General features: G+C 69.3%; 16 protein-coding genes. 6 read left to right on the forward strand and 10 right to left on the reverse strand.

The window, feature by feature from the left end; all coding sequences use genetic code 11:
• Window positions 1-73: 73 nt before the first annotated feature.
• From AVL48_RS20200 to clpS, 6 genes are all read right to left on the reverse strand, one after another.
• Window positions 74-1024: a PLP-dependent cysteine synthase family protein gene (locus tag AVL48_RS20200; RefSeq protein WP_061982233.1), complete on the reverse strand. Its 951-nt coding sequence runs from the start codon at window positions 1022-1024 to the stop codon at window positions 74-76.
• A 3-nt stretch (window positions 1025-1027) separates the two neighbouring features.
• On the reverse strand, window positions 1028-1300 hold the full coding sequence (locus AVL48_RS20205) for a MoaD/ThiS family protein (protein ID WP_005165659.1): 273 nt from the start codon (window positions 1298-1300) through the stop codon (window positions 1028-1030).
• A 70-nt stretch (window positions 1301-1370) separates the two neighbouring features.
• Window positions 1371-1778, reverse strand: a complete 408-nt coding sequence (locus AVL48_RS20210) for a M67 family metallopeptidase (protein WP_007028263.1) — start codon at window positions 1776-1778, stop codon at window positions 1371-1373.
• A 131-nt stretch (window positions 1779-1909) separates the two neighbouring features.
• Entirely contained in the window at window positions 1910-2902 is a 993-nt protein-coding gene (locus tag AVL48_RS20215; protein ID WP_061982235.1) for a P1 family peptidase, read from the reverse strand.
• Window positions 2899-3456 carry a DUF2017 domain-containing protein gene (locus AVL48_RS20220; RefSeq protein WP_037320714.1) on the reverse strand — a complete coding sequence of 186 codons (558 nt, stop codon included), beginning with the start codon at window positions 3454-3456 and terminating at the stop codon, window positions 2899-2901. The genes AVL48_RS20215 and AVL48_RS20220 overlap by 4 nt, the downstream gene beginning before the upstream one ends.
• Window positions 3453-3752: an ATP-dependent Clp protease adapter ClpS gene (gene clpS / locus AVL48_RS20225; RefSeq protein ID WP_005165655.1), complete on the reverse strand. Its 300-nt coding sequence runs from the start codon at window positions 3750-3752 to the stop codon at window positions 3453-3455. The genes AVL48_RS20220 and clpS overlap by 4 nt, the downstream gene beginning before the upstream one ends.
• A gap of 74 nt (window positions 3753-3826) precedes the next feature.
• Between clpS and AVL48_RS20230 the strand changes: the two genes are divergently transcribed.
• Genes AVL48_RS20230 through AVL48_RS20240 form a run of 3 tightly spaced genes read left to right on the forward strand, consistent with a single transcriptional unit; the run spans window position 3827 to window position 6377 of the window.
• Window positions 3827-5131, forward strand: a complete 1305-nt coding sequence (locus AVL48_RS20230) for a nicotinate phosphoribosyltransferase (RefSeq protein WP_061982236.1) — start codon at window positions 3827-3829, stop codon at window positions 5129-5131.
• Window positions 5132-5151: 20 nt separating this feature from the next.
• Window positions 5152-5727, forward strand: a complete 576-nt coding sequence (locus AVL48_RS20235) for a nicotinamidase (protein WP_061982237.1) — start codon at window positions 5152-5154, stop codon at window positions 5725-5727.
• Entirely contained in the window at window positions 5724-6377 is a 654-nt protein-coding gene (locus AVL48_RS20240) for a bifunctional 4-hydroxy-2-oxoglutarate aldolase/2-dehydro-3-deoxy-phosphogluconate aldolase (RefSeq protein WP_061982238.1), read from the forward strand. The genes AVL48_RS20235 and AVL48_RS20240 overlap by 4 nt, the downstream gene beginning before the upstream one ends.
• Window positions 6378-6466: 89 nt before the next feature.
• Here AVL48_RS20240 and AVL48_RS20245 read toward each other — a convergent pair whose 3' ends face one another.
• Window positions 6467-7135 carry a hypothetical protein gene (locus AVL48_RS20245; protein WP_082857702.1) on the reverse strand — a complete coding sequence of 223 codons (669 nt, stop codon included), beginning with the start codon at window positions 7133-7135 and terminating at the stop codon, window positions 6467-6469.
• Between the two features lie 153 nt (window positions 7136-7288).
• Between AVL48_RS20245 and AVL48_RS20250 the strand changes: the two genes are divergently transcribed.
• The 3 genes from AVL48_RS20250 to AVL48_RS20260 all read left to right on the forward strand — a co-directional run bounded on the left by AVL48_RS20250 (window position 7289) and on the right by AVL48_RS20260 (window position 10473).
• Window positions 7289-7879, forward strand: coding sequence for a biotin transporter BioY (locus tag AVL48_RS20250; RefSeq protein ID WP_061982239.1), 591 nt, complete (start codon window positions 7289-7291; stop codon window positions 7877-7879).
• A 125-nt stretch (window positions 7880-8004) separates the two neighbouring features.
• Window positions 8005-10062, forward strand: coding sequence for an ATP-dependent DNA helicase (locus AVL48_RS20255; RefSeq protein WP_061982240.1), 2058 nt, complete (start codon window positions 8005-8007; stop codon window positions 10060-10062).
• A gap of 57 nt (window positions 10063-10119) precedes the next feature.
• Complete coding sequence (locus AVL48_RS20260; protein WP_061982241.1) at window positions 10120-10473, forward strand: hypothetical protein; 354 nt, start codon at window positions 10120-10122, stop codon at window positions 10471-10473.
• A 75-nt stretch (window positions 10474-10548) separates the two neighbouring features.
• Here the strand turns inward: AVL48_RS20260 and AVL48_RS20265 are convergent, their stop codons facing one another.
• From AVL48_RS20265 to AVL48_RS20275, 3 genes are read right to left on the reverse strand one after another with little or no spacing between them, the layout of a single operon-like run.
• Window positions 10549-10953, reverse strand: a complete 405-nt coding sequence (locus tag AVL48_RS20265; RefSeq protein WP_061982242.1) for an OsmC family protein — start codon at window positions 10951-10953, stop codon at window positions 10549-10551.
• A 10-nt stretch (window positions 10954-10963) separates the two neighbouring features.
• The gene (locus AVL48_RS39830) at window positions 10964-12721 is read right to left on the reverse strand and encodes a plasmid pRiA4b ORF-3 family protein (RefSeq protein WP_208616236.1); all 1758 of its coding nucleotides are present in this window, start codon (window positions 12719-12721) and stop codon (window positions 10964-10966) included.
• A gap of 19 nt (window positions 12722-12740) precedes the next feature.
• Window positions 12741-13499, reverse strand: coding sequence for a peptidyl-tRNA hydrolase (locus AVL48_RS20275; protein ID WP_061982243.1), 759 nt, complete (start codon window positions 13497-13499; stop codon window positions 12741-12743).
• Window positions 13500-13545: the final 46 nt, after the last annotated feature.

Consider the following 13545-nt stretch of genomic DNA (forward strand, 5'->3'; position numbering starts at 1 on the left):
AGCGCCGCGCGTGCAATGAAGGGGCCTTTCATTGCAAAATTTGCGATGAAAGGCCCCTTCATTGCATGTGGAGTCAGGCCCAGAGCTGCCCGTCAAGCCTTTCGGCCGCTTCGTCGAGCGAGCCGGAGTAGGCGCCCGTCGAGAGGTACTTCCACCCGGCGTCCGCGACCACGAAGGCGACGTCGGCGGGCTTCCCCGAAGCGGCGGCCTTCTCGGCGACCGCCAGGGCCGCGTGCAGCACGGCACCGGTCGAAATGCCCGCGAAGATGCCTTCGTGCTCCAGCAGCTCACGTGTCCGGCGAAGCGCGTCGTAAGCGCCGACGGAGAAGCGGCCGTTCAGCACGCTCGCGTCGTAAAGCTCCGGGACGAAACCCTCATCGAGGTTCCGCAGGCCGTACACCAGCTCGCCATAGCGCGGTTCGGCCGCGATGATCTGCACGTCCGGTTTCGTCTCGTGCAGGTAGCGCCCGACACCGACCAGGGTCCCGGTGGTGCCGAGGCCGCCGACGAAATGCGTCAGCGTCGGCAGGTCCTTGAGCAGTTCGGGCCCGGTGCCGCGATAGTGCGCGTCGGCGTTCGCCGGGTTGCCGTACTGGTAGAGCATCACCCAGTCCGGGTTGGCCTCGGCCAGTTCCTTCGCCCGGCGCACGGCCTCGTTGGAGCCGCCCGCGGCCGGCGAGTAGACGATCCGCGCGCCGTACGCCTGCAACAGCTGCTTGCGTTCGGTGGAGGTGTTCTCCGGCATGACGCACACCAGGCCGTAGCCCTTGAGCTTCGCGGCCATGGCGAGCGCGATCCCGGTGTTGCCCGACGTCGGCTCCAAGATCGTGGAGCCACGCCGGAGGGTGCCTTCACGCTCGGCGGCCTCGATCATCGCCAGCGCGGGGCGATCCTTGATCGAACCGGTCGGGTTGCGGTCCTCCAGCTTCGCCCACAACCGCACGTCATGGGTGGGCGAAAGCCGGGGCAGGCCGACCAGCGGGGTGCCGCCGAGCGTGTCGAGCAGCGACTCGAAGCGAGCCATGGATCAGCCTCCGGCCACGGCGGGCAGGATGGTCAGGGTGTCGCCGTCCTTGACCTCGGCCTCGAGACCACCGGAGAAGCGGACGTCCTCGTCGTTCACATAGACGTTGACGAAGCGGTGCAGCTTCTCTTCCTTGACCAGACGGGCCTTGAGGCCGCCGTGGCGGGACTCGATGTCGTCGATCACCTCGAGCACGGTCTTGCCGGTCGCCTCGACGGACTTCTCGCCGCCGGTGTGCGTACGCAGGATGGTCGGGATGGACACGGTCACGGCCATGGTTTCTACCTCCGGTGGGTTCTCTGCTACGCAGACGTTCTGGTCGGGCCGGGTTATTCCCGGGCCCGGTTCAGCCGATGATCTCGACGGGCTCCTCGGTGATCTCCCCGTCCACGATCCGGTACGACCGGAACTGGTGCGAATCGGGGTCCTTGGTGGAAACGAGCACATAGTGCGCGTCGGGTTCCGAGGCGTACGAGACATCGGTGCGGGACGGATAGGCGTCGGTCGCGGTGTGCGAGTGGTAGATGACCACCGGGACCTCGTCGTTGGCGTCCATCTCGCGGTAGAGCTTGAGCAGATCGCCCGAGTCGAATTCGTAGAACGTCGGCGAGCGCGCCGCGTTCAGCATGGGGATGTATCGCTCGGGGCTGTCCGATCCCTCGGGACCGGCGATCACCCCGCACGCCTCATCGGGATGGTCACGACGGGCATGGGCGACGATCTCGTCGACGAGTTCACGGCGGATCCGGAGCACATCGCACATCTTAGGTGCTGGAAAGGACCGGTCCACACTCTGAGATCGCCGCCACTCGATCCCCGCGTTTCGTCCTCTGGATGCGGTCCTTGCACACGCAACTACCGCATCCAGAGGACGAAACGCGGAGATCAGGCGAAGGCTTCGGGCCAGACGTCGCGATAAGCGCGCATGCCGCCCGCCGAAGTGGCGTTCAGCACTCCGTGCACCATCGCCCGGCCGAACACCCGCGCGGCCGCCGAGCACAGCGTGTCCAGCACCGCCGCACGTGCCGTCACCGCGACGGGGCACGCACCACCGGGAAGTTCCCGGTCGCCGGTGGCCAGGGCGAACACCGTGTCGCCGTCGAACATCGTGTGCGCCGGCCGCACGGCCCTGGCGAGACCGTCCTGCGCGGCCACCGCGAGCCGCCGGGCCTCCGCTTTGGACAACGCCGCGTCGACCGCGACCACGCCGATGGTCGTGTTCAGTCCGGTCGCCTTCGCCTCGACGTCGCCGGGCCGGTCCGGCCAGCGGACGCCGAACTCGCCATCGACCTCGTGATCCGCCGCGAACGCGCGGCCGGTCGAGAGGTCGACCGCCTCACCGGCGGCGTTCACCGCGGCCACGACGCCGACCGTGAACTCCCCGACGCGCTCCGAGGCCGTCCCGATCCCACCTTTGAGTGATCCTGCTTTCGCACCCGCGCCGGCGCCCACCGTGCCCAACGGCACAGGACCGGCCGCCGCGGCTTCACAGGCCGCGTAGCCGAACGACGCGTCAGGACGGTTGCCCCACTCACTGCGCGGCAGGTCAAACAACACCGCGGCGGGCACGATCGGCACCACTTCGTGCGGCCGCGTCCCGACCGGGATCCCCAGGTTTCGCTCGGCGAGCCAGCGCATGACGCCGTCCGCCGCGGCCAGGCCGTACGCGCTCCCACCGGACAGGCAGATCGCGTTCACGTGCTGGACCAGGTTCTCCGGCTCCAGCAGATTGGTCTCGCGGGTACCGGGCGCGCCGCCGCGCTGGTCGACGGCCCCGACGGCACCGCCGGGGACCAGTACGACCGTCGTCCCGGTCGACCAGCCGTCACCGACCCGCTCGTGGTGCCCGATCAGCACCCCCGGAACGTCGGTGATCATGAGGTCAGCGACTGGATGAGGGTTTCCTGCACCCAGGTCAGCCAGTGATACACACCCAGATGCGGCGCGCGGGGGTCGTCCTCGGGCAGCTCGTCCGGCATGTCCTCGGTGACGTCGAGCGCGGTCCCCAGCGCGAGCCGGACGTCGTTGAGCGCGCCCAGCCACGCGTCGGCCTGTTCGAAGGTCAGCCGCACGTTCCCGCCGTCCCTCGGCAGCGTGTCCAGCACGATCTTGGCGACGCCGACCTTCTTGTCCAGCAGATCCGGCTCGTGGATCGAGCGCATCGCGGCGGCCGAGTCGATGTCCTCGCGCGTCGGGTTGTCCGGGTCCAGCTTGTGGAAGTCCGGCAACAGGCGCGAGAGCACGGGATCGTCCGGCGACTCCGTCGGACCCGTGCGGATCCCGGTCAGCTCGGCCAGCTCGTCCTGCGGCGCCTCTTCGGCGCGCGCGGTGAGCATGTCCTCCAGCTGGCTGACCAGACCGCGCAGTACCGCGGCCTCCTGCTGCTCGAACCCGGCGACGATGGTCTCGCCTTTACGGCGCCATCCGTTCACGACGGCTGTTCCATCGTCGCCCAGAGGCCGGCCGCGTGCAGTTTCGCGACGTCGGTCTCCACCTTCTCCTTCGAACCGGAGGACACGATCGCCTTGCCCTTCTGGTGTACGTCGAGCATCAGCTTCGTGGCGTGGTCCCGGCTGTAACCGAACAGCTTCTGGAACACGTACGTCACGTACGACATGAGGTTCACCGGATCGTTCCAGACGACCGTCCGCCAGGGCTTGTCCTCAGAGACGACTTCTACTCCCTGTGGATCAACCTGCGTCTGCTCGGATGCGACAGGCGTGGACATGCACTCCATGGTGTCACGGGCCCGACCCGGTATGGGTTGGCAGGTCCGGCCGTGTGGGTGAATAGGCTGACACCATGGGTTTCCCCGAGGCGGCCACTGGCGCCAGCACCGCGCTGCTCACCGACCACTACGAGCTGACCATGCTGGCCAGCGCGCTCTCCGACGGGACCGCGGACCGGCCGTGCGTCTTCGAGGTCTTCGCACGTCGTCTGCCCGACGGCCGCCGCTACGGCGTCGTCGCGGGCACGGGGCGGGTCCTCGACTCGATCGCGGACTTCCGGTTCACCGAAGCCGAGCTGAGCCAGCTCGAGGCCACGGCCGTCGTCGACGACGCCACCCTTTCGTGGCTCGCGGACTACTCCTTCTCCGGCAACATCGACGGCTACGCCGAGGGCGAGCTCTACTTCCCCGGCTCCCCGATCCTGACCGTCACCGGCTCGTTCGGCGAGGCCGTCGTCCTGGAGACGCTGATCCTCTCGATCCTCAACCACGACAGCGCGATCGCGTCCGCGGCGGCGCGGATGTCCGGCGCCGCGCACGGCAGGCCGATCATCGAGATGGGCGGCCGCCGCACCCACGAGTACGCCGCCGTCGCCGCCGCGCGGGCCGCGTACCTCGCCGGTTTCGCCACGACCTCCAACCTCGAGGCCGGTCGGCGCTACGGGATCCCCACGCGGGGCACCGTCGCGCACGCGTTCATGTTGCTGCACGACAGCGAAGAGGCCGCCTTCCGCGCGCAGGTGGACAAGATGGGCACCGACACCACACTCCTGGTGGACACCTACGACATCACCAAGGGGATCGAAACAGCCGTCCGGGTGGCCGGGACCGAGCTCGGCGCGATCCGCATCGACTCCGGTGACGTGGGTCCGCTGGCCCGCAAGGCCCGCGAGCAGCTGGACTCCCTCGGCGCCAAGGACACCCGCATCGTGGTGTCCGGCGACCTCGACGAACACGCCATCGCGGCACTGCGGGCGGAACCGGTCGACGCGTACGGCGTCGGCACCTCGGTCGTCACCGGTTCCGGCGCGCCGACCGCGGGCATGGTCTACAAGCTCGTCGAGGTCGACGGCAAGCCGGTGGCCAAGCGCAGCGCGCACAAGGAGTCCCGCGGCGGGCGGAAGTCCGCGCTGCGACGGCACCGCGACACCGGCACCGCCGTCGAAGAGGTGATCTGGACCGCCGCCTCGGCGGTACCGGAACGGGAACCGAACGACCACGAATTGCAGATTCCGCTGGTCCGGGACGGCCGGACGGTGGATGATCTGCCCACGCTGGACGACGCGCGCCAGCGGCTTCGGCGTGCGCTGGTGAGCCTGCCGTGGGAGGGCCTCAAGCTCTCGCACGGGGAGCCGGCCATCCCGACCGTATTCGTCTAAAGAGAGTTCAGGAGCAACACATGGGGACCGCCCTGATCGTGGTCGATGTGCAGAACGACTTCTGCGAAGGCGGGTCGCTCGGCCTGCCGGGCGGCGCCGCGGCCGCCGAAGGGATTTCGAAGCTGGCCGCCGAGGGCGGCTACGCGCACGTCGTCGCCACCCGTGACTACCACATCGACCCGGGCGACCACTTCAGCGAGACGCCGGACTTCAAGGACAGCTGGCCGCGGCACTGCGTCGCGGGCACCTCCGGCGCGTCGTTCCACCCCGCGCTCGACGTCGTCCCGATCGCCGAAGTCTTCTCCAAGGGCGAGTACACCGCCGCGTACTCGGGTTTCGAGGGCAACGCGCGCGACGGCAAGACGCTCGAAGCTTGGCTGAAGGAGCACGACGTCACCGAGGTCGACGTCGTCGGCATCGCGACCGACTTCTGCGTACGCGCCACAGCGCTCGACGCGGCGAAGGCGGGCTTCACCGTCCGGGTGCTGCTGGATCTCACCGTCGGCGGTTCGCAGCCGACGGTCGACGCCGCGCTCAAGGACTTCGACGAGGCAGGCGTGACCTACACCGGAAAGGCGCCGGTTCCCTCCGCATGATCCAGCACCACCTTCAGGACACCTTGATCGAAAACCGGCTCGTCGCGATTCTGCGAGCGGCCGACGCGAGCCGCTTCGCCGACGCCGCCACGGTGCTGCACGCGGCGGGCGTCCGGGTGCTCGAAGCGGCGTTGACCACGCCGGGCGCCACGGACGCCATCGCGGCCATCCGCAAGAAACTCGGCGACGACGCGCACGTCGGCGCCGGGAGCGTCCGAGAAGTGTCCGATGTGGACATCGCGGCGGACGCGGGCGCGACGTTCCTGGTCACGCCGACGGTGAACCCGCTGGTGCTGGAGCGCGCGCACGAACGCGGGCTGCCGGTGATCTGCGGCGCGCTGACCCCGACCGAGATCGACCAGGCGTGGCGCCTCGGCGCGGCCGCGGTGAAGGTGTTCCCGGTCGCCGCCGTCGGCGGGATCGCCTACCTGCGGGCGATCCGGGCGCCGATGCCGGACATCCCGCTGGTGCCGACCGGTGGCGTCCACCTCGCCGACGTCGCGAAGTACCTCGAGTCGGGTTCGATCGCCGTCGCGGCCGCGACACCGCTGCTGGGCGACGCGCTCACCTCCAGCGGGTCGCTGACGGACCTCGCGACCCGGGCGAGCGAGTTCGTCGCCGCGGCCGCCAAGTACGTCTCACGCGCCTGACCCCCCTTGTGCATTTCGTCCTCTAGTTGCGGTCCTTGCACACGCAAGTACCGCGTTCAGAGGACGAAATGCGGGGTCCTCGCCGGGTGCTAAGGGGTGGGTTTCTTGCCGTACGGGTCGCAGCGCGCGGTGCCGAGGTAGATGTCACCCTTCGCCGGTCCGCCCTGCGGGAACAGCTTGATGTGCAGCATGTGCGTCACCAGGCTCCCGTCGGGCGGCTTCGGCGTGACGGTCTCGTTGACCGTGAGCGAGGCCAGCGCCGTCCCGCCCTTGCCGCCGGCGATGGTCAGGCGGTAGTTCTGCGGGATGGTCTCCGGCAGCGTGAACCCGGTGACGTCGCCGAACTCGACGTAGCCGAGGCTGCCGTCCTTGGTGGTGCTGCACTTCGCCAGGAACGTGCGGACCGTGAGCACCGGTCCGCCGTAGCGTTTGAGCAGGGTGGTCTCGAACCGCCGCCCGGACGCCTCCCCGACCGCCACCGCGCCGGTTCGGCCGCAGTTCGAGTCGCCGCCGGTGAACCGGGCGAAGTCGCCGATGAGCCCGCCGGCGGTGTGCGCGGTTAGGGGCCCGTCGACGTCGCACGGCGCCATCTCGCCGGTGACGACGTGTTCGTCGCCGATCTCCACGTCGACCGACCCGACCGACGCCGACGCCCACGCGGGTCCCGGTTCGGCCGACGCCGCCGTGCCTCCCGCCACCAGCGCCCCGGTCAGCATGGTCACCGAGAGCAGCCTTCCCGCCGTCCTGGTCTTCTTCATGACTGGCAGCTTCCAGCAAGAGCCTGACCGGCGCAGGACCACACCACCCGGTCGAGTGGACCGAGCCGGACCGTGAGGTGGCCGACATTCGGTCCGCGACCCGTCTTCTGACGTTAACCTCGGTTCACATTCGTGTACTCATAGGAGGTCTGAGTGTCTTCGCTGTCCGTGGCCGGCCACCGTCCGGTCCTCGCCGACCTCGTTCCCGGCGCCCTCGTCCGCGACGCGATCCTGGTCGCCGGTGGTGCCGCCCTCACCGGCGCGGCCGCACAGATCGTCATCCCGGTGCCGGGCTCTCCGGTGCCGATGACCGGCCAGACGTTCGCCGCCCTCCTGGTCGGCGCGGCGCTCGGCTGGAAGCGCGGCGCGCTGTCGATGGCGCTGTACCTCGCCGTCGGCGCCGCCGGTGTCGGCTGGTTCCAGAGTGGCTCGTCGGGTCTGTTCGGCCCCAGCGCGGGCTACATCGTCGGGTTCGTGTTCGCCGGAGCCCTGGTGGGCGCGCTCGCCGGCCGCGGCGGTGACCGCACGCCCCTGCGCATGGCGGGCACGATGGTGCTCGGCAACCTCGTCATCTACTCCTTCGGCGTGCCGTGGCTGATGGCCTCGACCGGCTCCGGCCTGTCGACCGCGCTGCAGCACGGCGTCGTCCCGTTCCTCGTCGGTGACGCGCTGAAGATCGCCGTCGCGGCGGCCCTGCTTCCGGGCACCTGGGCACTGATTTCCCGCTTCCGCAAGGACGCGTGACCGGCCCTTTCACCGCCGTCCCGCGTGTTATGAACGGGACTTTCCTGGCGAAATTTGCCATGAAAGTCCCGTTCATAACACCGTGCGGACGATCTTGACGGTGGTCCCGGCTATCGTCTTGTCCCGTGCCCAACCGTGCTGATTTCCCCGGCGTCCTCGAACTCCTGACCCACGCGGTCGAGTCCGTGGGTGGTGCCGAGCGCGAGGGCCAGGTCCGGATGGCGGACGCCGTCGGCCGCGCCATCCGCACCGGCGAGCACCTGGCCGTCCAGGCGGGCACCGGTACCGGGAAGTCGTTGGCCTACCTCGTTCCCGCGATCCGGCACGCGGTCGAGAAGGAGGCCACGGTCGTGGTCTCCACGGCCACCATCGCGCTGCAGCGCCAGCTGGTCGACCGTGACCTTCCTCGGCTGGCGAAGGCGCTGAAGAAGCCCCTCGGCCGTGAACCCACCTTCGCGATCCTCAAGGGCCGTCGCAACTATCTCTGCCTTCACCGGCTCGATTCCGGCGCGCCGGACGAGCCGGAGGACCAGCAGTTGTTCGACCCGTTCGCGGTCTCCCGGCTGGGCAAGGAGGTCACGCGGCTGCGGGAATGGTCGTCCGACACCGAAACCGGCGACCGCGACGAACTGGTCCCCGGTGTCTCGGATCAGGCGTGGCGCCAGGTGTCCGTCACGGCCAAGGAATGCCTTGGCGCCTCACGCTGTCCCATCGGCACCGACTGTTTCGCGGAACGGTCCCGTGCCGAGGCGGGCAAGGCCGACGTCGTCGTCACCAACCATGCGCTGCTGGCGATCGACGCGCTGCAGGGCTACCAGGTGCTCCCCGAGCACGACCTGGTGATCATCGACGAGGCACACGACCTGGTCGACCGTGTGACATCCGTGGCGACCGGCGAACTGACGAGCGGCATGGTGTCCGCCGCCGCCCGGCGCTGCGGGAAGCTGGTCGACGAGGAAGTCGCGGACCAGTTGCTGGAGGCGAGCGACGGGCTGGCCCTGATCCTCGATGACCTGCCGTCCGGCCGGATGGACTCGCTGCCGCAGGCGCTCACCGGCGCGATCCCCGCGGTCCGTGACGCCGCGCAGCGCTGCCTCACCGCGCTCGGCAAGGACAGGAAGGAAGAGGTCGACGAGGCCACGGCCCGCAAACTGGCACGGTCGCTGCTCGAAGAGGTCCACGACACCGCGGTCCGGCTGCTGGAAGCCTTCGACGACGACAAGGCACAGCAACGCGACGTCGTCTGGCTGACCGGCGACCGGTTCTCCACGAACCCGCGTCCGCCCGCGCTGAAGGTCGCGCCGCTCGGCGTGGCGGGACTGCTGCGTGAACGCGTGTTCAACCAGCACACGACGGTGCTCACGTCGGCGACCCTGACCCTGGGTGGCACGTTCGACACCATGGCCAGGCAATGGGGGCTCCCACCCGGCGGGGCCAGGGTCGAGAAGGCCGCGGGCGCGGCGACCGACAAGGCCGCTCCGGCCGACAGCGACGACCTCGATGGCCCGAAGTGGACCGGTCTCGACGTCGGCTCGCCGTTCGACCACAAACGCAACGGCATCCTCTATCTGGCCAAACACCTGCCGCCGCCCGGCAGGGACGGGCTGCAGCCCTCCACCATGGACGAGCTTGCCGAGCTGATCGAGGCCGCGGGCGGACGCACGCTCGGCCTGTTCTCCTCGATGCGCGCGGCGAAACAGGCGACCGAGGAGATGCGGGAGCGGCTCGACCTGCCGATTCTCTGCCAGGGCGACGATTCCACCGGCCTGCTGGTGCAGAAGTTCTCCGAGGACGCGCGCACCTGTCTGTTCGGCACGCTGTCGCTGTGGCAGGGCGTCGACGTGCCCGGTCCGTCGCTGCAGCTCGTCGTGGTCGACCGGATCCCCTTCCCGCGTCCGGACGATCCGGTCTCGTCCGCGCGGCAGCGAGCCGTGGAAGCCAGAGGCGGCAACGGTTTCCTCACTGTCGCCGCCACACACGCCGCGCTGCTGCTCGCGCAGGGCACCGGGCGGCTGCACCGCTCGGTCACCGACCGCGGCGTCGTGGCGATCCTGGACTCGCGGCTGGCCACGGCCCGCTACGGCGGATTCCTGCGTGCCTCGCTGCCGCCGTTCTGGCCGACCATGGACCCGAAGGTCGCCCGCGACGCGCTGCGCCGCCTCGACGCCGCCGCCCCGGCCTGAGTGGTCTGGGACACGGCCGAGTACCGTTAACTGAACGCCGAAGACAGGGAGAACCGGTTGTCCCAGGAGTCGCCCAACGCACAATCCCGGACCGTCAGCGTCGATGACACCGGAGTGCGGCGTCAGCTCGCGGACGGCAGCGAGGAAGCCGTCACGTGGTCGGAGCTGTCCGCGGTGGTGGTCAGAGTGATCCCTGAAGGCCCGTGGAAAGAAGATGTCTTCTTCATGCTCGCCGGCACCGATGGGAAGGGCACTGCGATCCCCAGCGGCGACCCGGCCGCCGACGCGCTGATCGAGCGTCTTCAGACGCTGCCCGGCTTCGACAACGAGAAGTTCATCGAGGCCATGACCACTGACGCCGACGAGGCGTACGTGGTCTGGAGCGCGGAAGGCCACGCCGCCAAACACTAGCCCCAAGTGCAATGAAGGGGCCTTTCATCGCAAATTTTGCGATGAAAGGCCCCTTCATTGCGCGCGAGGGTGGACCTACTCGACCGGGAAGCTTTCGGTCACGGAGATGCCCTTCTTCAGCGTCCGGCTCACCGTGCACAGCCGCTCGATCGCGCGGTCCACCGCCGCCGCGAGCGCCTCCCGGTCCTCCCCGCTGAGCGAGGACACGTCGACGTCGAAGGCGACGTGGACGCCGTCGAGTTCTGAAGCGTCTTCACGCCGATCCGCGGTCACACTGACCCGGAAGGTCGAGTCCTCCCCGATCCGGCGCGTGATGAGGTTCTCGGCGGTGACGGCCGAGCAGCCCGCCGCCGCGATCTGCAGCAGCTCGGCCGGGGAGAAGGCGCCCTCGGCACCTTTGCGCCCGATCCGGACTTCGGCACCACGTTCGTTGCGGCCGACGAAGCGATGCTCGCCGTCACGCTGGACTTCCAAGGACACGGCTTTCCTTTCATACGGAACGACTGAGAGCCCGATTGACATCCGCGGCGGAGAAACCCTGGGGGTCGAACTCGTCGCCCGAGTCCAAGCCCAGCCATTCGAGCATGTCGTCGTGCTCCTCGGCGTCCGGATCGGCCAGGATCTCCTTCAACCGCTCGTATCCCCCCACACCACCACAGTCTTCGGGCGGGCACGCACCCTTGCCCCCGGTGCAGAGCGCGCCGGTGACCCCGGGAGCCGGGGGAAGGATCTTCTCCAGCGTGATCTGGTGCTCCCAGTCGTCGCCGAAGTCGTAGGTATACCCGAGCCGATCACCGACCTCGACCAGGACGTGGGAGAGGCGGACGTCCCGCTCGTTCCGATGACCGAGTCCGGGATCCGGGAGCCCGTACTCGCTCCGGCCGTCGTCGAAAACGTGCATGTGGGAGTCATCCCAGCCCATGGCGCGCTGGATGACGCCGTGGAACTCGCCGAGATCGAGGTCGGCGGGCACCTCGATGCGCCGCCACACCGGCGGTTTCGTCACACCACGGAGTTGGACCTTGATCCCGTATCGGGTGCCCGCGGGCAAGGCCGAGGGCACGCGTGAAACCACCGGCATCGACTGACCCGCGCCGAGCAGCGACATCAGGTGAGGGGCGGCCGGATGGCCACTGCGTTCCAGCAACGGCAGGACTTCGGCCAGTTCGCTGCCCGCCTGCACCCGCAGGATGCCGGTGAGCACGTAGGCCGGTATCTCTGGAGGGATCGCGTCCAGTGTGGCGGCGAGCGTGTCGACGGTGATCCACGCGTCGTCGTCTTCGGCCGGATCGGTACCGGCCTCCTCGGCCAGCCAGACGCGGGCATAAGCGCCGAATCCGTCCTTGGCCGCCCACTCACGCCATGCGGCGTCGGCTTCCGGACCACATTGTCCGGCCAAGGCGAGGGCGATGACCCGCAGTTGCCCGGACGCGTTTTCCCCGGCGGCGAGTAGTTCGCGGGCGGCGACGACCGGAGTACGGGCGGACAGCCAAGGCCGGGCCATCATCACGCCGATCTTCGGCGGCAGGTGTGCCACCCCGTCAAGCAGCGTCGCCGCGTCCACTTCGGCAGCGGGAGCGCTGTGCCGGAACAGGAAATCCGTGTACCAGCGGCCAAGGGGCGTCAGCTCGGCACTGTCGCCCCGGAGGACGGCGATGCCGAACTCAGCCAGTGTCTCCACCACGCTCTCGGGGGGCCATATCTCCTCCGCCACGCAGTCGGGGCAGTCGCAGATCGGAGCACTCCCCTCCATCTCCATGATGGCTTCGCCCAAGTCGCTGAGCGACGCGGAGCCGTCGCGTTCGTGAAGCTCCGCCAGGACGGCGACATGCTCCAGATCCACCGCGGTGTCACCGGCCAGCCCCAGGCATTCCGTCGTACAAGCCGCCCAGATGGTCAGCACGGGATCCGGCTTCTCTGCCACCCACAGCTCGAGTGCCTTGCCCGCCCTCACTTTGCCCGAGCTGATTTCGAGGAACCTGGCCGCCAAGGCCGTCGACCACACCAGCATCAGTTCGTCGATGTCCATCGCGCTGCGTGGTTTACGCGAGGCCAACTCGATCCCCAGCAGGTCGCACACTTCGACCGCCTCAGCGGGTTTCAGCACATTTCGGGTGGTGAGCGAACGGCCGGCCCCGACCCATTCGGCCAGTTTCCGCGCCGCAACGAGGGCGGGAGAGGTGACGGCGGCCTCTACCAGTTCTCGGATCTTCCGATCCGGAAGTTCCGTGCCGAAAGGAAAAGACATGCGGGAACCCTACGCGGGCCTACCCGCGCTGTGCGATGACGGTGACCGTCCCCGGGTCCACCTCGGTGAAACCCGCGTCCCTGACCGCGACGACACCGTCGCGCCGCCAAGAACCCTCCGGATCCTCGATCGGGCACAGCGCCTTCCAGACCGCGACCGGCGGCGTCCGCACCGAGCACCGGAACCCGGTCTCGGCCCAAGCGGCTCGTTCGGCTTCGTCCAGCAGCGAGGCCAGGATCATCGTCGCGTGCCCGACCTGGGCGGCGCCCTTGCCCACGGTCATCGAGACCTCGGGGTTCAGCAGCAACCGCGGGACCCCCTCCGGCGCGGGTCCCGGCTCGTCGGCCGGGAGTTCGCTGCCGGAGATCTGCAGCCGCGAGACCTCTTTCGGGGCGTCGGTGACCCGGCCGGGCAGCAACGCCCGCGCCTCGGCGCCGTCGACCTCGATCGTGATGCCCGGCAGTTCCTGGACGGCTTGCCAGTGCGCGCCCCGCGCGCGACGGGCTACCTTGCGGATCCGGCCGTCGACCCACGCCTTGAGCGGCTCGTGCCATTCGCCTTCGGGTTCGGCGCGCTCGTCGAGACAGACCGCGATCGCGGCCGCCGCGGCGGCTTCCAGCAACGCGGTCCGGGACGGCGGTTCGGCGCGTTCCATCCGCAGGATCACCGGCATGGCGCGGACTTCGGCGGGATCCTCGTCGGAGGTGTCCACCGTGCTTTCCGCGGGGAGACCGAGCCAGTACGCGTAGCGCGCCGCCAGCGGCTCCAGGACGCTCATGCCTACTCCTCGTAGTGGGTCGCTTTGCGTCGCATGAGCGGCCCTG

This window comes from Amycolatopsis regifaucium, assembly GCF_001613935.1.
GTDB lineage: Bacteria > Actinomycetota > Actinomycetes > Mycobacteriales > Pseudonocardiaceae > Amycolatopsis > Amycolatopsis regifaucium.